Here is a 23,297-nt window from a genome sequence, read left to right on the forward strand (position 1 = left end):
TTCCATTCCGAACCCAGTAGCTAAGACTCTTTGCGCCGATGGTACTGCACTTTTGTGGGTGTGGGAGAGTAGGTCGCCGCGGGTTTTTTATTCAAGAGGGGAAGACCTTAGAGGTCTTTCCCTCTTTTTGTATGCCCAAAACTCCTGAACCGGAAGACTCAAGTAAGTAAGACCCAAGTAAGTAAAGAGGCTCAAGGATTAACCGTTCAGGCCAACCGATATGAAGAGGCTACGAGGAAAGCTCTGGGGTTGCTAGACAATGGGAGACCGGCGACCTGGTCGTCCCCCATGACGAAATAGAGTACACGCTACGGAAACTCTTGATACCTTAACAACAAGAGCAGCCCACATCTCTACCTCAACAAGTAGAGAGCAAGTAAAGGAGCATCATCATGGCCGATGAGAAGAGCATCTACGAACGCTGGAGCAAAGAGCGCCTCGACCCGCCCCTGCCCAAAGAATGGGGACTGGACGAAGAAGACGAAGCCGAGCTGCTCTGGCCTATCTGGCCCCTGCTGTTCATGGGTGAATCGGATACCGAACGGTACGTAGAAACCATCACCGATAATGTGATGGACGTACTCGGTCTGGAATACGATGGGGAGAACGAAGACAGCAAGCTCTGGGAAAAGCGCGTAGAAGACTACGTGGATGAGCTCCTCAAGCGTCGTCGTGCGTTTGCTGCTGAGCTGGGCATTACCCCCGAGATGCAGAAGAACTCCAACCTCAACCGTGCCTTCGCCGCTCTAGAAGAAGAAGGGGTTATCGCACGACAGAACTTCACTTGCTGCGGTACTTGCGCCTCCTCAGAGATTTGGGATGAGATTGACGATAGCTGTGAGTGGAAGGGATACGTTTACTTCCATCAGCAGGACACCGAAAGCCTCGCAGAGAGCGGTGGGACCTACGTTGGCTTTGGCTCCTTTCTTGCCTATCCCAAGGACGAGAATGAATGGGAAGCGCTGAATGAGGCGCAGAAGGAAGAAATCCGCACCCTTCACGAGACGCTCTCCGTGGAGCTCATGAAGGACACTATTATCCCCGTACTGGAGAAGCACGGTCTGAGCGTGAAGTGGAAGGGGAATTTCGATACTCGCCCGTTCATCGGGGGAGTGGAAGTCTACAACATTCCCTAGCGGTAGTGGGCTAAACCGAATGGGCGCCTCAGTGTAGCTTGGGGGGGCGCACTCTCCAAACGCTACGAAAGTTTACAAAGAAAATAAGCTGAGAGCGTGAGAACACACGTCACAGCATCTCAGCCAGAGTATTAACTAGCCGATAAGGCACCCATTCGGTAGGCTAGACGGGTAGCGCGGTACATCCACGAGACAGAACCTATGACGGAGTGCGAGCAGAGCCTGCCCACCCGACTTAGCTTTTAACCGTTGTTCGCAACAGAGAAGCTAAGCTCTGGAACGGTCGGAATAGAGCAGAAGATGCCCGGCTCGACAGAGCAGATGCATCCTAAACTCTACCTGAACAGGAGAACCCTCCCATCAGAGATAGGTTCAAAGAAGTGGATGAACCGCCACCCATATTCCCAACCAAAGGAGCAGGCATGTCGACCGACGCCCGCGAAAAAGCCCGCCAGATTGCGGCCCAGCAGGCAAAAAAGAGCCCCAGCAAGGCAAACCGCCGCTGGCTCCAGCTTGGCGTACTCGCCGTGGTCCTCATCATCGTAGGTATCATCGGCTTCGTTGTAGTCAACGGAAACAAGAATAACAAGGTCGCAGAAAGCGGCCCCGTGCCCGCCAGCGCCAACCAGTACGGCGGCATCGTACTGACCAAGGACGGCATCGTCCAGAACTCCTCCACCCAGCAGACCCGCGACTTCAAGCAACTCGCAACCTCGACCGCCTCCGTGACCCCCATGGTCAACGGAACCGCTGCAGCGGTCAACACTCTCCCCCCGGGCGTACAGACCGCTGAAGAAGCCGCCAAGAACGGCCAGCCGGTACGCGTGACTATCTTCCAGGACTACAACTGCGTGCACTGTGCAGAGTTTGAGACCAAGTACGGCGAAGAAATTCAGAAACTCGTCGAAAACGGCACCATCACCCTGGAAATCCGCAACCTGACCTTCCTGGACCGCTCCTCGCCCACCGCCTACTCCGCACGTAACGCAGCGGCAGCATACTCCGTAGCTAACCAGGTGAGCACCAGCAACTTCCTGAACTACCAACGCGAAATCTTCAGCCACCAGGGCACCGGCGACATGAACAACCAGCAGATTGCCGATATCGCCTCCAAATACGGCGCAAATATCGGCTCCGACATGAACGACGGTAAGTGGCGCCCCCTCGTAGACGTGGTCAATGCTGAGTCCGCAAGCAACGGCATCCAAGGTACTCCCACGGTCTTTGTTGACGGTGACCAGTACACCAGCAACGACTTCAGCGCTTTCCTCAAGAGCAAGATTGAGGCCAAGAAGAAGTAAATACCCCCCCCTGGCGGGCCCGGCAATCGGTAACGGTTGGTCCGGTCCCCCGGTGTTTAACCGGTCCCGAGAACTCCGTATGACATCTAGCCATATACCGAAGCATCGGTGCAGATCAACCCCATCGGCCCACAAAACCAACCTGAGATAAGGAAGACTAAGCGGAACCGAGACCGGGGAATAAGGTACACTGGACAGGTTGCCTCCTTAGCTCAGTCGGCCAGAGCATCTGTCTTGTAAACAGAGGGTCACCGGTTCGAATCCGGTAGGGGGCTCAGAAAAATCCTGGTTCGCACCAGCCTCATAGTAGAGGTGCGGATCAGGATTTTATTGTAGCGAGTGTCCTCGAGTGTCTAGGGACCCGCACCAGCACGTCGTCTACCCGCCCTGAGGAACTAAGTATGTCTGACACCTCCGGAACCCCGCAGGCCACCGCCTCGCAAGGCACCCGTACCGCGGCTCTACGCACCGTCAAAGCACGCGAAGCCAACGACTACCCCCTCGAAGAATTCATCGAATCCCGAGGATTCCGCCCCGAAATTCAGGGCCTGCGAGCCTTTGCCGTGCTACTTGTCGTGCTGTACCACGTTTGGTTCGGTAAGGTCTCCGGCGGTGTGGACGTCTTCCTCTTCATCTCCGCCTTCCTGCTCTCCCTCTCGTTCATGCGTAAGATCAACGAAGGCAAGCCCCTCAACCTCTTCAAATACTGGTTACACGTCTTCCAGCGCCTGCTACCCGTGGCGACGGTCGTCATCGCCACCACCACAATCGCCTCATTCTTTGTGCTCGCGCCCAGCCGCTGGTCACAGATGATGCAGGACGCCACGAGCTCCCTCTTCTACTACCAGAACTGGAACCTGGCGTTTAGCTCCGTGGATTACTACGCCCAGAACGCCGCCGCGAAGTCACCCTTCCAGCACTTCTGGTCGCTTTCCATCCAGGGGCAAATCTTCATTATTTGGCCCCTGCTTTTTACCGCCGTTGCCTACTTTGTGCACCGATACCGAGGGAACCTCTTCACCACCGCGGTCTTCGTCTTCAACACGGTCTTTGTCGCCTCCCTGACGTTCTCTATCGTCGAAACCAACAGCAACCAGGGTTTTGCCTACTTCGATACCCGTACCCGCCTCTGGGAATTTGCTATCGGCACCCTGCTCGCCATGCTTACCCTCAAATGGAAGGCCCCCGAACGCGCACGCGTTGTGATGGGATGGGTCGGCATCGTCGGTCTGGTGACCTGCGGTGCCATCCTACCGGTTGAGCGTGCATTCCCCGGCTACCTGGCCCTGTGGCCTGTGCTCTCGGGCGCGCTCGTCATCATGGCCGGAAGCACCAATAGTCGCTGGGGCGTGGACCGCCTGCTCTCCTCAGCACTCCTGCAGAGCCTCGGCAACATCTCCTATGCCCTGTACCTGGTTCACTGGCCCATCCTGATTCTCTATAGCACGGCCGTGGGTACCTCCCGTGTGAACTTTATTGAGGGTGCGGTCATTATTTTTGTGTCCATTGGTTTGGCCTGGCTCCTCATTCGCTACGTGGAGAAGCCGTTGCGCTACCGTAAGGATCCCTTCGTTCCTTGGCTCATGATGAAGATGCGTTTTAAGACCGTCTTCTCTGTTAAGACCTGGGCTGACCAGATGGCCTTCCTGCTGGCTATTTTCCTCATGGCTGGTGGCCCTCTGCTCATCGCGCAGGCCTGGCTGACCTCGCAGAACACTCAGTCCACCCGCAATGCCGAGTTGCAGGTTCAGACCATCAACGACAACTACCCGGGTGCGCGCGCTATCGGCGGGGCACAGCAGGGCCTCATCGATAACCCGATTCCCACCGGTGGCGATGTGAAAGCACAGTACGAATCGCTTAGTGATACCTGCACCGGTGCCTTCGCACCCTCCGACGCTGCGCTCGCCAGTTACTGCAGTCTGCAGAAGGGCGGGGCAGACGATGCACCGTTGACCATGGTGGTGGGTAACTCCCATGCGGAGCAGGCTCTCAGTGTGTTTAAACCCATTGCGGAGCAGACCAAGACCAATCTGCAGGCCTACCTGCTCGGCGGTTGTCAGTACCCGACGAGCGCCGTGACTGCTTCTCACGAATGCTCGGAGTTCAACTCGAAGCTGACCGAGGAAATTCTTAAACGTAAGCCGCAGACCGTTGTTTTGGTTGCTACTGTGGCTCAGGCACGCTCCAATGAGGAGAAGATTGACCCCATCTTGGATGATACGGTCCGTCGCCTCACCGAGGCGGGTATTCAGGTGATTGGTCTGCGTGACAACCCGCGTTTTGAGTACAACATCTACGAATGCGGGCAGAAAGCTGGAAGTGACAAGAGCTCCTGCGCCCGTTCTGCTAGCGAGAAATATGCTGCCGAGAACCCCGCAAAGGAAGTTTTCGATAAGTACCATAACCAGGGCGCCGTCATGGTGGACCTGAAGGATGTCTACTGCCCGGACGGAACCTGTAGCCCCGTGATTGGCAATATCTATGTGTACCTGGACGATAACCACGTGACTAAGACCTACGGCCGCACTATGGCTCAGACCGTTTTCCAACGTGCCGCCGAGAATGGTTGGCTTGTAGGAGGTAAGGTCAACCTCTAGCGCATCGGTCTAAGACGCTATCTTGCGTTTCGCGGAATCCCTCGAACCAGGTTCGGGGGATTCCGCGTTTTTACGTCATAAACCACGTGAAAACCGTATACGCTTGAACCAAGGGTCAGGATAGACTAACTGGAACTTGCTTAGGTTAATCTAAGTATGCAGGCCGTGGACATGACAGAAAGAGCTGGATGAAGGAAGTCACCGAACGCACACTCAACGTGGAGAACGTGAGCCTCGGATACGGCGAGAAGACCATCGTCAAAGAACCTAACTCTCGAGTTCCCGAAGGGCAAGATTACGGCGATTATCGGCCCTGACGGTTGCGGCAAATCTACTCTGCTACGCGGTGTCTCCCGTCTGCTCAAACCCCTCAACGGCATCTTTACCCTGGATGGTCGACCCATCCATGAGTACTCCATGAAGGGATTTGCTCGTATGGTGGGCCTCATGCCGCAGCATCCCATAGCCCCCGAGGGTATTACCGTTGCGGACCTTGTCTTGCGGGGCCGTTACCCATACCAGGGCCTCTTCAAGCGCAATAGCGCCGAAGAAGACGAGGCTGTTGCTTGAGCGTTGGAAGCCACCGATACCATGTCCCTAGCGGAACGCCAGGTCACCGAGCTCTCCGGCGGTCAGCGTCAGCGCGTCTGGATTGCCATGGCGCTCGCCTAGAAAACCGACATCCTGCTGCTCGATGAGCCCACTACCTACCTCGACCTGGCCCACCAGGTTGAGTTACTCGATCTGCTCGCTGCACTCGACGAGGAGCGTGGAACGACCATGATTATGGTCCTCCGCGAACTGAACCTTGCCGCCCGTGTGGCCGACTATCTGGTCGCTATGAAGGAGGGGGTCAGCATTGCTCTGGGTGAGGCCAGTACAGTGTTGACCCGCCCCAATCTTGATGAGATTTTCCGGCTAAAAGCTGAGGTTGCCGATCCTTTCAATGACGGTAGTGTCGTGGTTGTCCTGCATTCGCGAGGGGCATTCGTACCTGAATAGTTGGTGGTGATAGGGGGAACAGGATAAAGGCTTTACATGGGATTCTCGCTTCCATCGTGGGATACTGGAAAGACAGGACGCACCGAAAGCTAAGCGATGAGGCCGGTACACCGTACGAGTGTACCGGCCTCATATATAGAAGGGTCATTCTTCATAAGGCCCGGAAAGAAGAACATCATGACGACCCCGCTCCTTGACTCTAACGGCAAACTCAATGGCGAATCGATACGCTACGTAGCAATCGGCGACTCGTTCACTGAGGGCGTGGGTGACGTAGACCCCCGCCGCCCCAACGGTGTACGTGGGTGGGCCGACCGTGTGGCTGCCGCTATTGGCTCTGTTGATCCTGAAGCGGTCTACGCCAACCTGGCTATTCGTGGCCGCCTGCTGACCCCCATTCTTGATGAGCAGCTACCCGTCGCACTTGACCTTTGCCCGAATGTTGTTACCTTCTACGGCGGCGGCAACGATATCATGCGCCCCAATGTCAATGTTGACCAGCTCATGACTCGTGTTGACGAGGCCTTCGCTGCTTTGCGGTCCCAGGATGTCACGATTCTGACCATCACCGGTCTTAACGTGCAGGGGCAGGGTCCGTTCGCGGGCACCCGCGGCCGCACCGCCATCTACAACGAATTGCTACGCGGAATTGCCGAAGACCATGGTGCTCACATCATCGACTATTGGCGTTGGAATGACTTTATCGATTGGCGCTTGTGGGCTGATGATCGTCTGCACATGAATGAGTATGGCCATGAGCGTTTTGCTTCGCGTACTCTCGCGCAGTTGGGCTTGCCCGGCATCGTTCCCGAGCGTGCTCTCCCTCCTGAGGTTCAGCTATCTGCCCGCGAAAGGGTTGAGCAGGAGGCGCGCTGGGTTCGTGAGTTTGCCCTGCCGTGGGTTGGGCGTCGCCTGAAGGGTACGAGTTCCGGCGATAACCTGTCGCCGAAGTACCCAACATGGGTGCCTGCTGCGGGGGTTTAGCCGCGGTTTAACTCGTCTCTAAGCTTTTTAGGTGGCCCGTCTGCACCGTACCACGCGGTGTGGACGGGCCGTTTTTCGCTTAAAAACCGGCTTAAGCTGTTAATCTCACAGCATGAATTTCAACGGTGTAATTTATCGCAGGTCACATGCAGAACGTTCGTTCTTAAACCGGGTGAGTAGGGGTGTAAATCCTTGAATTTAAAGGCCTTTAAAACCACCTTGACTTGCAAAAACACCTAATTTTGCTAAAATAGATGGGTATGTTTGGCGTGCAGTGTCACGCATACTCCCTCGGAACGTGCATTGCCTTAAGTGGGTGGCGCATCCGGCCTAGAACACCGAGATTCCGCGGGATTTAAGGGTAAATGCTGGCGTGCAAGCTTGCGAGAACCCCCGTATTTACCTAGAATTTAACGCTGTTCGTAGTGGTGGAAACGCCTCTCGACACTAATAAGCTTCACCGTTTTTCCCGCGGCGGGGATCGATGTATGGCCTCTCACCCATGCGACGGTCTCAAACACTCTAGCCCGGCGAATAACCCGGTGCTTCTACATTGGTGGCGGGACGCTCACGAGTAACATCGACTGCGTACCGTCATAAAAGTCAATCAATAAAGGAGTGAAACATGGCAGCAATCTGCCAGGTGACCGGAGCTGTTCCCGGCTTTGGACACAGCATTTCGCACTCGCATCGCCGCAACAAGCGTCGATTCGACCCGAACGTTCAGAAGAAGACCTACTGGGTTCCTTCGCTGCGCCGTAAGGTAACCCTGAACGTGTCCGCTAAGGGCATCAAGGTGATCGATGCTCGTGGCATCGACGCCGTTGTTGCAGAAATCATCGCACGCGGGGAGAAGATCTAGTAAATGGCATCCAAGGCTAAGGACCTCCGTCCTATTATCAAGCTCAAGTCCACTGCTGGCACCGGTTACACCTACGTGACCCGTAAGAACCGCCGCAACAACCCCGACCGCATGGTGCTGAAGAAGTACGACCCCGTCGTCCGCAAGCACGTTGACTTCCGAGAGGAGCGCTAAGAATGGCTAAGAAGTCCAAGATCGCTCGCAACGAGCAGCGCAAGGTCATCGTCGCTCGCTACAACGAGAAGCGTATCGCACTGAAGAAGACCCTGATTGACGAGAACGCTACCCCCGAGGAGCGCGAGGCAGCACGCGTGGCACTGCAGAAGCTGCCCCGCAACGCTTCCCCCGTGCGCGTGCGTAATCGCGACCAGATTGACGGTCGTCCCCGCGGTACCTTCCAGAAGTTCGGCATTTCCCGCGTGCGCTTCCGCGAGATGGCACACCGTGGCGAGCTGCCCGGTATCACCAAGTCCAGCTGGTAAATCTGGTATTTTAGTTCCTAAACGGTTTTCCGTCGTTACCGACGGTCACTCGCTTTAGACTCAAACCTTTTAAGTCTCTGGAAAGGGCACCCTCATGGCTAAGAACCGTACCGAACTCGTTGCAGAGGTTGCAGAGAAGTCTGGTAAGAGCCAGGCAACTGTGAACGCAGTCCTCGACGCAGTGTTCCAGGTTTTCGAGTCTTCCGTCTCCAAGGGCGAGAAGATTACCATCCCCGGTTGGCTGGCAATCGAGCGCACCGACCGTGCCGCTCGCACCGGCCGTAACCCGCAGACCGGCGAAACCATTCAGATTCCCGCCGGTCACGGCGTGAAGCTGACCGCAGGCTCCAAGCTGAAGGCAGCAGTCGCTAAGAAGTAATTCTTGAGACTTTGAATCTGCAGAAGGCCTCCACCTCACGGTGGGGGCCTTCTTTGCGTACGAGCGGTACTTTTGGGGAATACTTGCGGGGTACACGGAAAAATATAAGAAAATTTATTTATAAGACGTATAACCTATGCATAAGCTGAGCGAAAATTCGCGAATTTTAGGGAACTCTGAGAAAAATACTTATGCAGCGGGTGGGTGACACAGCTTAAACACAGCTAACTAAAGCTCAGTCTTAGACTCACACTTTAGGCTTATATCAACGGAACGGAGAACACCTCATCGATGAAGAATGAAGGGCCTCCAAACCGCCACCGACCATGCCCCCCCCCTACACCCCGCACCCCGCGCAGCCCAAGTAAGCTGTCAAGAGCTGACAACGGCGACTAACGCTCACTGCGCGAACAGCCCGTCTGACTCATTACGACGTCCCGCGTGCATCCAAACGTGATGCGTGCGGGACGTTTTTGTATTGTCGGTTGCGCTCCGGGTCTTAGCCTGCGCAGGCCGGATAGAGTGAACACAAGAAAGCTTAGGGTGACGTCTTCAAACGGCTAGCATCTCAGGGAGCTTTCAGGTCGCGATGCTACGATGTGGGTGCGCCTGGAACCGGGTGTCACCAACCACATCTATACACAGCGTCGTGATGATGTCGCGACGCATGACGGAAAGAGAAATCTGTCGTGAAGAAGTCTATTGCTGTACTGTCTCTGAGCCTGGCAGGCCTGCTCGGCCTGGCCGCGTGTGGGTCCTCTCCGAAGGCTCCGAGCAATAGCCCGAGCGCATCCTCTAGCGCATCTGCTTCTGCAAGCCCCTCGGTATCTGCTTCGGCCAGTGCATCCTCTGCGACGAAGTCCAGTTCTTCGGCATCCAGCTCGGCGAGCGCGTCCTCGGCATCTAAGGCAGATAGCTCGGCGAGCGCATCTGCGAAGAGCTCCTCTGCATCCAACGCGGCTGACAGCGGCTCCAGCAATAACCCCGCAGCCGCTATGGGCAAGAAGAGGTATGACACCTATAAGGAAAGCGTCGAGCAAGCAAAGAAGGACCCCAGCATTAAGAAGAGCACCAACGCTGATGGTACCGTGTACATCGACGAGAAGAACGGCGTCTCTCTCGTTGAAGCTAAGAACGGTGACTACATCATGATTAACAATGACGGTGGGTGGCTTCGCGTTACCCCCGATGGCTCTGTGAGCACCGTCAGCGGATCCGGTGACTGGAGCGTTATCAAGAGTAGCGGCGAGACTATCGTTGTTGAAGAGAACGGCGAAGCAACTATCATGAACAGCGCCACCGGGCAGTACTCCGATGATTACAAGTCTCTCGAAGTGCCTAAGCCTCCCGCTTCCGTGGATGGTTTTACTACCGCTCCGAAGGAAGGCGTGAAGCCGACCAGCGTTAAGACCCACTAGTAGGGAAAGCCGACGAAGCCGACGAGTAGCTAACCCTGTAGTCCGGTAGCCACTCGTAGATTCGTTGAAATATGAACGTCCCGCGTGCATCCGAATGTGATGCGTGCGGGACGTTTGTATGTGGGAAGCTGTACGCCCGTTACGCAGAAAATAGGAAGCGTCAGGCGGCTATTGCTAGGATAGGGAAGCGCTCAGAATCTAGCGCTTACTCAACGCACGCCTCATGTGGTGCATTCATCCATATAGCGTGTCAGAAAAGGAAAATTAGTGAAGAAATCTATTGCTGTCTTGTCCCTGGGGCTTGCCGCTACGCTGGGCCTAGCCGCTTGCGGTGAGACTACGCAGACCACCACCATATCCAATGAGAGCGCGTCTACCCGCGCCACTCCTAGCGCCACTGCCAGCGTTTCCTCCAGCCCGCTGGCCACAAGCGCATCCTCTGAGTCACAGCCGACCTCGAGCGAAGCACCGGCTAAGGCTGAGGAAGAACCGACTGAAGCAAACTCAACGCAGGATACTTCCGCCGAAAAACAGGCCGCAGCAGAAGAAGATTCTCAGCCCGCAGATTCTACCTTTGACCGCGGCAACCAGAAATCCTTCAAGGAAACCATTGAAGAGGCCAAGAAGAGCCCCGCAGCACGGAAATCTACGAACGCTGACGGCACCGTGTACACTTCATCCCTCGGCGATGAAATCGCTATTGGTGAGGCGAACAACGGTGACGACATCATCATCAAGAAGGACGGTAGCTGGAGCCGCCTCACTCCTGAAAAATCATTTATTGCCGTAGAAGCAGATGGATCGTGGCACGTAATCACGGCTAACGGACGTCTTATTAACGTCGATGCAGATGGTTTGACCAAGATTATCGACTTTGACCATGAGGTTAATGAGGATTCCTACGCGTCCCTGGACATCCCGCAAACCCCCGCCCCCGTGGCGGCTCTCAAAGTAACTCCGAAGGAGCCTGCAAAACCAACAAAAATGGCTCACAGCTGGGGTACGGAGTAGACTCCCGATAAGGGTGAGGAATCTGTACATTCTGTTGTATTCAGAGTGCGTTTAACTGGGCTGATTCGCTCAGACTGGCTGAATATCTTGACGTCTCGTGCGTATCTGAATGTGATGCGCGCGGGACGTTTTTGTACATACCAGTGCAGATCGGCGGAAGGAATCTAGCCGCTCGTCCGAGGGTATTTGCCCCGGTATTTTCAGGTTCAGTGAGGCGCCGCCAGAGCTCAGACTTTTCCCAGGGAACGGTGTTAGGATGGTGCCGTGCCCCAGACCGGGCACGTCAGCTACACCCATACACGGCGTCGTGACCGGGTTACGACGCTTGACGGAAAGAGAAAGCCGCCGTGAAGAAGTCTATTGCTGTACTATCCCTGAGCCTGGCAAGCTTGCTCGGCTTGGCCGCCTGCGCCCCCGCGGTGAAGGCACCCGTTGCCTCCGGCAGGTCCGCATCGGCAAGCGCCTCCGCTTCACCCTCTGCCTCGCCCTCCGCAGAGGACTCACAATCTGCCAGCGAATCCCCCTCCGCAAGTAGCGAGAGCTCTTCTAAACCCTCTTCGAGCGCCTCCGCCCGGGAGACCGCTAGTAGCAACTCAACGGAACAGGATGGGGCTGCCGAGTCGCGGAAGACCGCCATGGAGCTCTACAAAGCGTACGCCCGTTCAGTCGATGCCGTTGAGAAGGTCCCCGCCGGCATCGTGAGAGGCGAAAACGCCGATGGTAAGACCTACACCTCAGAAAGTAACAAGGTCACTTTGGTTGCGGGGAAGGACAAAGAGTACGTCATCCGCATCAAGAATGACGGTAGCTGGAGCCGTGCAATGGCCAACGGCGAGGCGGAGCTGGTGAACCCCGACGGTTCCTGGATCAGGATTAAGCCTGACGGCGAACGCATCGCGGTCAAGGGGAGCGGTACCGTCTATATTTCCTACCACCAGGGCGATGTGCCCAAGGACCTCATTAACACCCTGGAAACCCCCAAGCTTCCCGCCCCCGTGGAAGGCAGCGTGGGCGTCCCCAAGGAACCTGTGAAGCCGACGAAGATCAGCTCGGTCACGAACTAAAATCCATAAGAAGCCTCACATATCTTGGCACCTCGGTCCGTGTGCATCCGTTATGGATGTGCACGGACCGATTTTTACTATCTGCCGGCGTCTTCTCAGCTCGGGGGGGGGGAAAAAAATCCGGTAGCTCCCAATAGCTCTCACCAAGGTGGAATGTGACGGAATATGACGGGCCGTTAAGCCTCCAAGTCACAAAGCTCAACTCCCGGCGAACCACCCCAACCACGCTGGCATAATGGGGACAGCAAACCATCGCGCCCACACACGGCGCACCCAACAGGAGAGAGAACCCATGAGTGAGAACACCACCCGCACCGTACGCGTGCGCGCCAGCGAACTCGAAGGCCGAGCCTGGCTCAACACCGGCGACAAAAACCTCACCCTGGCTGACCTACGCGGCAAAATCGTCATCCTCGACTTCTGGACCCTCTGCTGCATCAACTGCCTGCACGTGCTCGACGAGCTACGCCCCCTCGAAGAAGAATTCTCCGACGTACTCGTCACCGTCGGTGTGCACAGCCCCAAATTTGAGCACGAAGCCGACCCCGTAGCGCTCGCCGCAGCCATCGACCGCTACCACATCACCCACCCCGTACTCGACGACCCCGAACTGACCACCTGGCAGGCATACACCGCCCGCGCATGGCCCACCCTCGTCGTCGTCGACCCCGAAGGTTACATCGTCGCCCACCTCTCCGGTGAAGGCCACGTGCAGGGCCTCACCTCCCTCGTGCGTGAGCTCGTCGCCGAACACGAAGCGAAGGGCACCCTGCACCGTGGCGACGGCCCCTATGTGCCCCGCCCCAAGGCAGCCGGCACCTACGCCTTCCCCGGTAAAGCCATCGAACTGCCCGCCGAATTCGGCCCCGCAAACCTCTTCGGCAACCGTGAACGCACCTACCTCGTCGCCGACAGTGCGCGCCACCGCATCCTGCAGGTAGCAGCCGACCTCAACACCGTCATCAACACCTACGGTGGCGGCGACGACCCCGTCAACCACCCCGTCAAGGGCCACGTCGACGGCACCGGTACCGAAGCACGCTTCAACGAGCCCGCCGGACTCGCCCTCGTACCCGAAAACCTGCGTGAGAAGCTCGGCTACGATGTGCTGGTAGCCGACACCGTCAACCACCGCCTGCGCTCCCTCAACCTGCGCACCGGCGAAGTACGCACCCTCGCAGGTAACGGCGTGCAGCGCGTCATTGACGGTGACAACGCCATCACTGGCGACCCTAACCACATTCCTGCCGGCGTGCCTGCCACCGAGATTGCGCTCTCCTCGCCCTGGGACGCCGTCTACTCCCGCGAGGCCGGCCAGTTCATCATCGCCATGGCAGGTACCCACCAGCTCTTCGGCTACGAGCCCGTCACCGGTGCCCTCAGCATCTTCGCCGGCTCCGGCGTGGAGGGCCTCGCCGACGGCCCCGCCGCCGACGCATGGTTCGCCCAGCCCTCCGGCATCATCGAAGCACGCGACGGCAGCCTCTGGGTCGCCTGCTCCGAAACCAGCGGCCTGCGCCATATCACCTTCACCGATGACGGCGTACAGGTCACCTCCGCCGTAGGTAAGGGCCTCTTCGACTTCGGCTTCGTCGACGGCGACTCCGACACCGCCCGCATGCAGCACCCCCTCGGCCTGACCGAGCTGCCCGACGGGTCCATCGCCGTAGCCGACACCTACAACGGCGCTATCCGCCGCTGGGACCCGGTTACCGGCACCCTCGGCACCCTCGAACGCGGCCTTGACGAACCCTCCGACCTGCTCGTTGAAGAAGTACCCGGCGAAGAACCGCGCCTCATCATCGTCGAAACCAACGCGCACCAGCTCGTGCGCGCCTCCATCCCCGCGAAGGCACAGCACGTCGACGAAGGCGCCATCACCACCGCGCGCCCCTCCACCAAGCTCACCGGCGGCACCCTCGAATTTGCCTCACGATTCACCGTGCCCACCGGCCAGAAGCTCGACACCCGCTGGGGCGACCCCACGCAGCTGAAGATCTCCTCCACCCCCGAGAACTTCATCCTGGAAGGCGCCGGCACCTCCACCGGGCTGACCCGCACCCTCGTGCTCAACCCCGAGATTACCGAGGCGGTCCTGCATATTACTGCTCGCGCCGCCGCCTGCGATGGCACCCCCGACGGTGACATCCCCGAGCACGCAGCGTGCCACCTCTACCAACAGGACTGGGGTATTCCCGTGGTCGTGACCGGTGATGAGGCCGACGAAAGCGAACTCGTCCTGGACCTTCGCGGTATCAACTAGGGACTGCTAAAACGCTAAATAAAGGGTCAGTATTATCCTCGCTCCTACAGGGGCACCCGTCCTCGCTTCGCTCGGACACCCTGATGTCGCTACGGATAACACCGGCCCTTTCTCAAGTCATATAAACCACGAGCCAGTATGCTCTTCGCTCCTACAGGGGCACCCGTCCTCGCTTCGCTCGGACACCCTGATGTCGCGTTCAGAGCATACTGGCTCTCGCATTCAGCGTCCTTAGAAAGAGACTCGGACCGCCTTCGCATCCGCCTCCACCGAGGCCTTCAACGTAAACGGAATCTCCTTCTGCACCTGTGAGCGCGCACCCGTATACAAATCCAGCTGCGTAAACGACACCCTCACCGTGCCCTTCATCGGCTGCACCAACCACGTACCCGCAGCGTTCACGCTCACCTGCGGATCCGCAACCCTCTCAACAGTCCACCGAACCGTCGAATCCACACGACCGCCAAAGCCGTACTCAAACGGGCACCCCGCCGGATACAGTGCGTTCTGGGCCGCACACTTCTGCAGATGATCGGTGATCTGCTCCTTGACCGAAGCCAACGCGTTATCGCTCGGCTTCAAATCAACACGCGCCAGATGCTCACCCTGATTGTTCGTAACCGTCTCCGTCACCTTCTGAGCTGTATACACCGTCGAATCGTACGAGACAGCGTACGTGCCCGGGTAAAATACCGGGAACGTCGCCTCGCCTTTATCCACCGCGACCTTACGGTTGTTAATCGTCGCGGCCTCCACACCCTGAATATTCACCTTCACCGTCGGCAGGGTATCGCCGTCGATAGCCCACTTATCGAAAAAGCCCCAGTGCGTACCTGAATGGTGCAGGTGAAAATCCGTAGACTGAGGTTGCCCGTCCAGCGTGTAGGACGCGCGCACCGTCGCCTGCCGGCCGTCCTCGCTCATCTCAGTGACCTCGTACTCCACCTGCGACATCGAAGCCACCGAACGCTTCAGCGCCTCACCATCCAGCAGGGCCGCATCCCCATCCGGAATCTGCGCATTCAACAGACCCCGCGCATGCGAACCATTCCCCACACGCAGGGCATGAAAATACTCCCGCACCTGGCCAGTCGGACCGTACACCAGCTTATTCGTCATAATCAGTGCCGCCGCCGCAATCGACGCCGCCACCACGACACCGACCATCCACAGGGCCAAAACCCGTTCCACAGGAGAAAAATTACGCATAGAACCAGAGTAACGCAGGTAGTCCAGCTAGGATTCACGACGAGCACACACTAAAGTGGAGTATATGGCAGAACGCGCTCACGAAGTACCCGCCAAATACGGCGAAGTCCACGAACTATTCCACCCCCGCATGCGCTCCTACGGCAGGCGCATCGAGGCGTCCATCCCCGGCACCATTGTGCTCGTCGCCGCGCTTGCCTTCATCTTCTACAAACGACCCGCGCTGCCGTACACCATCCTCGTGCTACTCATCGGCACTATCGCCGGAATCAACCTCTACTCAGTGCTCAAACCCACCATTATCGTCATCACCAAGACCCACGTGTTGCGCGCCCGCACCTTCGGCTGGTTCGCCGTACCCCGTGCCGACATCAGCCACACCATCTTCGCAGAGAAGCTCTACCCCAAGAAGGCCTACGGCCAAAACCTAAAAACCATGGCCGGACGCATCCGCTACCGGAGCTTCCCCGCCATGTGGGCCGTCGATAAAGACGGCAAACAGCTCATGCGCCTCGACGGGCGAGTCTGGGACGGCAAAACCATGCGTGAAGTTTCGTCGAAGCTCTCAGCCCAAACCACTATCTACAAGCAGATTAACGTCATCAGCATGGATAAGGAACACAAGGGCCTCATCACCTTCAACGAGCTACACCCCGGCTGGCGGTCCAGCCTGCTGACCATCTTCGCGGTCATTGTCGTGGTCATCCTCTTCGCGGCCTCCTTCCTCCCCGAAGAAATTGCCCGCAACATCTACATGATTCACTAGACGGACGCGTCCCTCGGCAGACGCGCAAAGGCCCGGCACCCACCCCACACAGGGGGAGGTGCCGGGCCTTTTCTAAGCTTTGCCTAGCTCTGAAGGTTGAGCCTAGTTCTCGGGGCGGGAGAGCACCGCCACCAGAAACTCTGAGGAGCCCTCCTGATAGGGGTGCATCTGCCACGAGGAGTACGTGTTATCGACGTTCAGGCCAACCTCGCGGGCATCCGCCAAAAACTGCTCGAACGCGTAATCGCGGCCCGGGCCGGAACCATAACCCACAACGGCACGGCCACCAGGAGCCAGCACACGGCGGAAGTTCTCCACCACCGGCTTGCGAGTCGAACGAGCCAGGAAGCCCATCACATTACCGGCACACACCAGAAGCTCAAAACCGTTCTCCGCGGTGGCGTCACCCTCGATACCCAACACCTCCGGCAAATCCACCAGATCAGCCGTAATCCAGGTGGCGTCCGGGCAGACGCGCCGCGCCTCTTCGATGAGCTCAGGGTCAATATCAACGCCGGTCACGCGGTGACCCAGGGCGTGCAACTGCTTACCCACACGGCCCGGACCCGAGCCAGCATCCAGAATCTTCGCACCACGCGACGCCAGAGCATTCACCAGGCGGGACTCGCCGGCCATATCATTACCCTCAGCCTCCATCGCCTTGAAACGGTCAATGTACCACTGCGAATGATTCGGGTTGCTCTCCTTACGGACCAGCCACAAGGACTTCTCACGCTCGCCCGGAGCGTTGAAACTCATCATTGCCATAAAAACTCCTTCGACAGGGTTGAGGATGCGCCAGCCGCCACCCGGCGAGGTGACCGCGGCGTATAAGCGGTGTGTGCGCTACGTTCTAGCATAGCCCCACCCGGCACCTGCCGGTAAGGGCAGTAAGAGCCGGACGGGGCTATCAGGGTACTGGGAAAGACAAAGAAACTACAGGGGAGCGGTTAGAGGTGGTCACCCTCAGTATTCGACGGACCCGCAGCAAACGCCTGACGTATCTGCTCCTGACGCTCCTCCTCAGCCAGACGAGCCGCCTCCGCGAACTGTTCCTCAATATCGGTCAGTAGCGCTTCAACCGCCTCAACACCAGCCACCGGGCCGCCAGCAATCAGACCGTCAGCACCCAAAACCACAGCCAACGGGACACCATTACCAAAATTCGCGCGCGCACCAGCATCACGATCAATCAGCGGAGTCAAACCCTCCGGTAACGTACCCGCATTCCGCGACGTCTGCAACGAATCCAAACTCGAATACACCGGATGCAACGCCACCTGCGGCAGACGCTCCTGCCACGAAGCCATCGTCTTCAAAAACTTCACACAACCAGCACAAGTCGCCGACACAAACACCAGCATGCGCGCCTGATTCTTCGCCAACGCACGCAGGTTCGTGTGGCGGCCGTTCTCCAGGTATAGCGCCGCATAAGGAATCGGCATACGAACATACTGCTCTTCACCGTTCTCGTCATACACTGGCTCAGGCAGAATAACCTCCGGACGTTCATCCTTCGCGCCCAGGGCGTCGCCGCGGCGCACCGCATCCAGAGTCGCCGCGATAAGGGCGGCCCCAAACACCCAGACCCAGCCGGATGCATCCAACGAAAGCAAGGTGAAGAGTACGCCTGCGCCGCCAGCCAGCGCCGCCGCATGAGCACCCGCCGCAGCCGCCAACAACGCCAGGTTGCGGAAGAGAGTGTATCGGCTTACTGGCGCTGTCGACTCGGAACCGAAACAATTGCAGCTTCCCGTACGGCCCGTTGCCAAAGCACGCGCAATCACCACCGTGTAAAACAACATCAACACCAGCGCCAAACCCGAGGCAATTACGGCGGGTAGGCGCACAGGCGAAAGCACCAGAACTGCGGCCAACGCAATCTCGAACCACGGCAGGATGAGTGACACCGCGCGGGTCGGCGCGATTTTCTCCAAACCAAGATTCTGGATACCAGTCACGGTACTCTGCGGGTCCTTAGCCTTAGCAATACCGCTAACGAGCAGGGTTAGGGCGATCAGAGCCGTACACAAAACAAGCGGCACAGTAGGGACGGCGAGCATGAAACTCCTAGAGTGAGTGTGCAAAATCAGGAGGCGGCTACGGGCAACTTCGAGTGGAATAAACTGCCGTCGGGCCGCCGTGTCATACACGATTTTACGCCCTGCACATGGGGAATCGTCCGTACGAGTTAAGCACCTACCAGTTAAGCGGAAAGCGGTATACGCCCTCGTTCCTACAGGGGCACCCGCCCTCGCAGAGCTCGGGCACCCTGATGTCACTACGGGCGATACCGCTTTCCTTACACTGGGTCATGGCCTGGGCGCGCCATGCCCTTCCTCCGCTCCTGCAGGGAACCCGCCCTCGCTTCAGCTCGGGCACCCTGATGTCGCTTCCGGAAGGGATAGCTACGCCCGCGGGTTCCTAAATCGCTGTGAGGCGCACCCCGTACTCGCTCGCCAGCTGCTCATACGCCTGCACAAACCGGCGTGCACGCGCACCCGACGCACAATAGACGCCCACACGCTGATCACGCACCGACTCAAACAGGCTCAGCAACTCCGCGGGCACATCGGTTGCCGGAAGTAGCGACCCATCAGCATCAGACAGCTGCGATAGCGGGAAATGCAGTGAGCCCTCATGCTTCACCGACTCCTCACGCTCGGGTGCCTCACGCACATCCAGCAGAACCTGCGGAACCTCATGCGCCGACAAATCTACCGGCACCACACGCGCCGGATCAGGCACCGTACTAAAAGCAGTACACGTACCCGACAAGGCATCATAGGTCAGCAAGCTACCCGCCGCCGTCGGCAAGCCACTCACATACTTGAGCACCTCCGTCGCCATCAGCGAACCCACCACCGCCGTCGTCGCGCCCAAGACGCCGGCAAGCGCACACGACTCCAGCGTCTGCGGAGTCGTCGGAAAAATATCACGCAAATGCGCACCATCCGGCTCAAAAAGACTGACCGAACCGCCAAAACGCAGAACTGTACCCCACACCAGCGGCAGGCCCGCAAGCTGCGCGGCATCCGCAATCAGATACTTCGAGGCAAACGTATCCGTACAATCCACCACACAATCCGGGGCAGAAGCGGCAAAAAGATCCAAAATCCAGGACGCATCCACATGCCGGTTCGTGGTTTCAACAGTCATCGACGGACACAACTGCAGAGCACGGCGTGCCGCAACCTCCGCCTTCAACTGACCCACATCAGACACCCCAAAAAGCGGCTGACGCTGAATATTCGACAGCTCCACCGAATCAGAATCCACAATATGCAGATACCCCACACCGGCAGCAGCTAACGCCTGAACCACCGGACAGCCCAAACCACCAGCACCAATCACCAGCACACGCGCCGCCGCGACCGCATCCTGGTCAAAGCCCGGCAGACGACGCTGACGATCCGTGCGCTCGCGGTCCAACTGCGCGTGATCTCGGCGGATAGGGGTCGGGACGATACTGCTTACATCCATGAGACCAGACCCTCCGACGGCGACGATGCTTTCGCATGTTCACGCACCGGAATACGACCCGCCTCGCGTGCCAGGGCGCCAGCCTCCACAGCGTGCTTCATAGCCTGAGCCATCGCTACCGGGTTCTCGGCACGGTTTACAGCCGAAGCCAACAGCACAGCATCACAACCCAGTTCCATGGCCAGGGCGGCATCCGAGGCGGTACCCACGCCAGCATCTAGCACCACCGGAACCTGGGTGCGGGAAGCAATCAGCTCAATATTGTGCGGGTTCAAAATACCCAGACCGGTACCAATCGGCGCGCCCAACGGCATGACCGCGGCAACGCCCGCATCCTCAAGACGGGCGGCAGCTACCGGGTCGTCAGAGGTGTAGGCGAGCACCGTGAAGTCTTCAGCCACGAGCTGCTCACAGGCAGACAGCAGTTCCATGGTGTCCGGCAGCAGGGTGTCTTCGTCGTGGATAATCTCAACCTTCACCCAGGAGGTGCCCAGCGCCTCGCGGGCGAGCATCGCGGTCATCACCGCGTCGGCTGCGGTGCGGCAACCGGCGGTGTTTGGTAGCGGTGCAATATTGAGTTTTTGCAGGAGCGGAAAGATGGGGGTTCCTGCCGCGTGGCGGCGCATGGCAACGGTCGTCATTTCGGTGCCGGAGGCAATCAATGCCTGTTCCAGCAAATCCATGCTGGTGGCGCCTCCGGAGCCCATGATGAGGCGGGAGGTGAAAGTGCGGTCGCCAATGGTGAGTGGTTGTAAGCTCATGGTGTTCTCCTCTGTGGGAACGGTGTGGTGGGTGCGTAAGGTTTACGCACCCACCTCATATGTAGAACGTATATTCTTTTTCGGGGGGGGGGGAGAGTTAGCCGCCCTGAACGGCGGTGAGAGCATCCACCCGGTCGCCATCGTTCAGTGCTGAATCCTTCCAGGTGGAACGAGGCACGATGCTGCGGTTGAGCGCGACAGCCACACCAGCATCGGTTCCAAACTGCTCCATGACAAGGTCAAATACCGTTGTGGCGTCGGTGGTGAGCGGCTCACCGTTATACGTGATGGTCATGCGTCATCCTTTCGCAAGAAGTGCTGGGCCATGCCCGGCTGCGTGTGTGCTTATGCTTCGAATCGGGCGGGGTCGCACGCCTTCATTGCGGGCGGAATATCTGCCCCGCAGGCGACCTCCGCGCCGATCTTGCCGGCGAGCGCGGCCAGCAGAATACCGTGGCGGAAATAACCGGTAGACACGAGCTGACGGGTGCCATCAGCGCGTGTGCGGTGCCCGAAGATGGGTAGGTCATCCGGGGTGCCGGGGCGAGCGCCGACATTCGCCTCCAGCAGCTCGCATTCTTCAATAGCGGGAACGAGGCGGATTGCGTCACGCAATAGCTGGTGCACGCCGTCAATGGCGGGTAGTGTACGCTGGTCTTCACGGCTGGTCGCGCCGATGCACAGCTCCCCATCGGGGCGGGGGATGAGGTACACGGGGCGGGAGTTCACGTACCCGCGGACCACGTGCTTCAGTAACGGACGTGGGGTGCGCAGGCGCAGAATATCGCCGTAGACGGGGCGTAGCGGATACTCTCCAAGTAGCGTTGCGCCTAGTCCAGTGCAGATAATGTCTCCTGCGTCCGGGCCGGCCACGCGTTCGGTGCTGAACGTGACACCGCGACGCACCAGAGCATCTTTAAGAGCACGAACCATGAGCCGTGGGTATAGCTGATGGTCGCTGGGGATGCTAACAGCTCCCGCAATACGCGGCGCGAGGAGCGGTTCAAGGGCACGCGCCTGGCTGGGGGTAATGGGGCTGGTCGGGCGGTTCAAATCCTGGTAGTAGGTGCGGGTACGTTCTAGATGTTCAGCGTCGGCCCGGTCAGCAGCAACGATAAGTGTGCCGGTTGTATCGTACCCGGTGGGTAGGTCGGTTGCTCGGCTAAGTCGCTCCATGAGGGAGGGGTATGCATCGGCGCTGGCGGTCATCAGGGGGAAGAGCGCATCCTGTTGGAATTGCACTTCTGCGATGGGCGCTAGCATTCCGCCGGCGTAGTGGCTGGCGGCGGGGTAGAGGGGGGTGCCGTCGGGGGCGGTGCTGTAGTCGCTGGTGCCTGCGTCGATGAGGCGCACGGTTTTGCCGCGTTCGGTGAGTTCGAATGCGGTGACGAGTCCTATGATTCCTGCACCGATAATGGTGATTTCTTGGCTCATTGTTATGCCTTAAGTGAGGGGTTGGTGACGAAAGCACGAACCATAGCGATGCCGGCGACTCCGGTGGTGCGGATAGCGGGGCAGTCTTCGGGGGTGATATCGCCGATGGCTACGGTGGGTACGGTGGAAAGCTCAGCGAGTTCGCGGAGCCCGTCGAGGCCGAGAGGCGGGCGGTTGGACTGCTTGGTGGGGCTGGGCCGGAACGGTCCGGTGCCGATGTAGTCGATCAGGTGTGCAATCTTATTGGATTCTTCGACGAGCTGCCGGGTGCCGGTGGTGAGCCCAATTATGGCGTCGGGGCCGAGGAGCGCGCGGGCGTCTGCTACGGGCAGGTCGTCTTGACCGATGTGTACCCCGTCGACGCGTACGCCGCGGGCACGCAGGGCGAGGGCGACGTCTACACGGTCGTCGATGAGCAGGTGCTGGTGAGGTTGGATGACGCCAGCGATGGCTTCGGTGAGCTGGTAAAGGTCGCGGGTGCTGATGGGCTTGGAACGAACTTGAATGCAGGTGGCATGTCGGGCCTGCCTGACGGTTTCGAGGGGGTTGTCTCCGGTGACAAGGTAGAGGCTCAAGTCGAGGGGGCCTGAGGGGGTGGTGTACGGGTGCATGGTGTTGCTGTTCATGCGAAACCTACGATTCATTCTTGAAAACTGTGTGAGCTGACCGCTCATCAATTTCTGTGGCCAGAGTAGCACAGCTACGTGATGATTTGAATGATTTTTAAGCTTTTGATGTGTGTGCGGCTGGCTCGCTATACGCTTCCTTCGCTCCTGCAGGGGACCCGCCCTCGCAGGGCTCGGGTACCCTGATGTCGCTTCAGGAAGGTATAGCGGCACCGCGCTCGCATGCGCTACAAAGAATCCTTTTATTGCAAGCCCGCGGGTAGGCACCCAGACGCCCCTACGGAACCTCCACCGCACCCGGCTATTAACCCGCATATTCCGGCGAGCTGTCTGCGGTACCTCACTCCAGTATTCCCCCCCCGCTTCCGCGTACACTCTTCCCAAGCCGAGCAGCCCGCGGTTCGTATCCCTGCCGCACAGCCGCACCCTACCTCGCACACAGGGAAGGGGAGAGAGTTAGTAGGGGAGAGGCTGGTATGTTCCGTCGCGACATCAGGGTGTCCGACGCGAAGCGAG

General features: G+C 58.5%; 21 protein-coding genes, 1 tRNA gene, 1 rRNA gene and 1 pseudogene. 16 read left to right on the forward strand and 8 right to left on the reverse strand.

Features of this window, described 5'->3' with window-relative positions; translation table 11 throughout:
- The 15 genes and pseudogenes from rrf to JX292_RS04235 form a co-directional block, all read left to right on the forward strand.
- Nucleotides 1-85: ribosomal RNA gene (rrf, locus tag JX292_RS09130) — 5S ribosomal RNA — on the forward strand; the annotation flags it as partial.
- 307 nt (nt 86-392) lie between these two features.
- Nucleotides 393-1,136, forward strand: a complete 744-nt coding sequence (locus JX292_RS04170) for a DUF6891 domain-containing protein (protein ID WP_204861795.1) — start codon at nt 393-395, stop codon at nt 1,134-1,136.
- Nucleotides 1,137-1,558: 422 nt separating this feature from the next.
- Entirely contained in the window at nt 1,559-2,437 is an 879-nt protein-coding gene (locus JX292_RS04175; RefSeq protein ID WP_204861797.1) for a DsbA family protein, read from the forward strand.
- Nucleotides 2,438-2,638: 201 nt separating this feature from the next.
- A tRNA-Thr gene (locus tag JX292_RS04180) sits at nt 2,639-2,712 on the forward strand.
- Nucleotides 2,713-2,838: 126 nt separating this feature from the next.
- Nucleotides 2,839-5,037 (forward strand): acyltransferase family protein, encoded by a 2,199-nt coding sequence (locus JX292_RS04185; protein WP_204861799.1) that lies wholly within the window; start codon nt 2,839-2,841, stop codon nt 5,035-5,037.
- Between the two features lie 188 nt (nt 5,038-5,225).
- Nucleotides 5,226-6,039 (forward strand): annotated as a pseudogene (locus JX292_RS04190) (ABC transporter ATP-binding protein).
- Between the two features lie 177 nt (nt 6,040-6,216).
- Nucleotides 6,217-7,023 carry an SGNH/GDSL hydrolase family protein gene (locus JX292_RS04195; protein ID WP_204861801.1) on the forward strand — a complete coding sequence of 269 codons (807 nt, stop codon included), beginning with the start codon at nt 6,217-6,219 and terminating at the stop codon, nt 7,021-7,023.
- Nucleotides 7,024-7,648: 625 nt separating this feature from the next.
- A complete protein-coding gene (gene rpmB, locus JX292_RS04200; RefSeq protein ID WP_204861803.1) occupies nt 7,649-7,885 on the forward strand; it encodes a 50S ribosomal protein L28 in 237 nt (78 codons plus the stop codon).
- A gap of 3 nt (nt 7,886-7,888) precedes the next feature.
- The gene (gene rpmG / locus JX292_RS04205) at nt 7,889-8,059 is read left to right on the forward strand and encodes a 50S ribosomal protein L33 (protein WP_004005967.1); all 171 of its coding nucleotides are present in this window, start codon (nt 7,889-7,891) and stop codon (nt 8,057-8,059) included.
- Between the two features lie 2 nt (nt 8,060-8,061).
- Nucleotides 8,062-8,367 carry a 30S ribosomal protein S14 gene (gene rpsN, locus JX292_RS04210; RefSeq protein ID WP_005506731.1) on the forward strand — a complete coding sequence of 102 codons (306 nt, stop codon included), beginning with the start codon at nt 8,062-8,064 and terminating at the stop codon, nt 8,365-8,367.
- Between the two features lie 94 nt (nt 8,368-8,461).
- A complete protein-coding gene (locus tag JX292_RS04215; protein ID WP_049334027.1) occupies nt 8,462-8,746 on the forward strand; it encodes an HU family DNA-binding protein in 285 nt (94 codons plus the stop codon).
- A 689-nt stretch (nt 8,747-9,435) separates the two neighbouring features.
- On the forward strand, nt 9,436-10,164 hold the full coding sequence (locus JX292_RS04220) for a transcriptional regulator (protein WP_204861805.1): 729 nt from the start codon (nt 9,436-9,438) through the stop codon (nt 10,162-10,164).
- 267 nt (nt 10,165-10,431) lie between these two features.
- Nucleotides 10,432-11,175 (forward strand): transcriptional regulator, encoded by a 744-nt coding sequence (locus tag JX292_RS04225; protein ID WP_204861807.1) that lies wholly within the window; start codon nt 10,432-10,434, stop codon nt 11,173-11,175.
- A 347-nt stretch (nt 11,176-11,522) separates the two neighbouring features.
- Nucleotides 11,523-12,239, forward strand: coding sequence for a hypothetical protein (locus JX292_RS04230; protein WP_204861809.1), 717 nt, complete (start codon nt 11,523-11,525; stop codon nt 12,237-12,239).
- A 292-nt stretch (nt 12,240-12,531) separates the two neighbouring features.
- Nucleotides 12,532-14,502, forward strand: a complete 1,971-nt coding sequence (locus JX292_RS04235; RefSeq protein ID WP_204861810.1) for an NHL domain-containing thioredoxin family protein — start codon at nt 12,532-12,534, stop codon at nt 14,500-14,502.
- Between the two features lie 231 nt (nt 14,503-14,733).
- Here JX292_RS04235 and JX292_RS04240 read toward each other — a convergent pair whose 3' ends face one another.
- Complete coding sequence (locus JX292_RS04240) at nt 14,734-15,711, reverse strand: hypothetical protein (RefSeq protein ID WP_204861811.1); 978 nt, start codon at nt 15,709-15,711, stop codon at nt 14,734-14,736.
- A gap of 64 nt (nt 15,712-15,775) precedes the next feature.
- On the opposite strand from JX292_RS04240, the gene JX292_RS04245 reads away from it, so the two are divergent.
- A complete protein-coding gene (locus JX292_RS04245) occupies nt 15,776-16,477 on the forward strand; it encodes a hypothetical protein (protein ID WP_204861812.1) in 702 nt (233 codons plus the stop codon).
- 102 nt (nt 16,478-16,579) lie between these two features.
- Here the strand turns inward: JX292_RS04245 and JX292_RS04250 are convergent, their stop codons facing one another.
- The 7 genes from JX292_RS04250 to JX292_RS04280 all read right to left on the reverse strand — a co-directional run bounded on the left by JX292_RS04250 (nt 16,580) and on the right by JX292_RS04280 (nt 22,781).
- Entirely contained in the window at nt 16,580-17,245 is a 666-nt protein-coding gene (locus tag JX292_RS04250; protein ID WP_204861813.1) for a class I SAM-dependent methyltransferase, read from the reverse strand.
- 182 nt (nt 17,246-17,427) lie between these two features.
- Complete coding sequence (locus JX292_RS04255) at nt 17,428-18,540, reverse strand: MauE/DoxX family redox-associated membrane protein (RefSeq protein ID WP_204861814.1); 1,113 nt, start codon at nt 18,538-18,540, stop codon at nt 17,428-17,430.
- Between the two features lie 361 nt (nt 18,541-18,901).
- Nucleotides 18,902-19,960 (reverse strand): ThiF family adenylyltransferase, encoded by a 1,059-nt coding sequence (locus tag JX292_RS04260; protein ID WP_204861818.1) that lies wholly within the window; start codon nt 19,958-19,960, stop codon nt 18,902-18,904.
- Complete coding sequence (locus tag JX292_RS04265; protein WP_204861821.1) at nt 19,951-20,721, reverse strand: thiazole synthase; 771 nt, start codon at nt 20,719-20,721, stop codon at nt 19,951-19,953. Before JX292_RS04265 ends, JX292_RS04260 begins: the two co-directional genes overlap by 10 nt.
- Before the next feature lie 97 nt (nt 20,722-20,818).
- Nucleotides 20,819-21,016, reverse strand: coding sequence for a sulfur carrier protein ThiS (thiS, locus tag JX292_RS04270; RefSeq protein ID WP_204861823.1), 198 nt, complete (start codon nt 21,014-21,016; stop codon nt 20,819-20,821).
- A gap of 50 nt (nt 21,017-21,066) precedes the next feature.
- On the reverse strand, nt 21,067-22,155 hold the full coding sequence (gene thiO / locus JX292_RS04275; RefSeq protein ID WP_204861826.1) for a glycine oxidase ThiO: 1,089 nt from the start codon (nt 22,153-22,155) through the stop codon (nt 21,067-21,069).
- Between the two features lie 2 nt (nt 22,156-22,157).
- Nucleotides 22,158-22,781, reverse strand: a complete 624-nt coding sequence (locus JX292_RS04280; RefSeq protein ID WP_239653633.1) for a thiamine phosphate synthase — start codon at nt 22,779-22,781, stop codon at nt 22,158-22,160.
- Between the last annotated feature and the right edge of the window lie 516 nt (nt 22,782-23,297).

Source organism: Rothia mucilaginosa, assembly GCF_901875305.1.
Lineage (GTDB): Bacteria > Actinomycetota > Actinomycetes > Actinomycetales > Micrococcaceae > Rothia.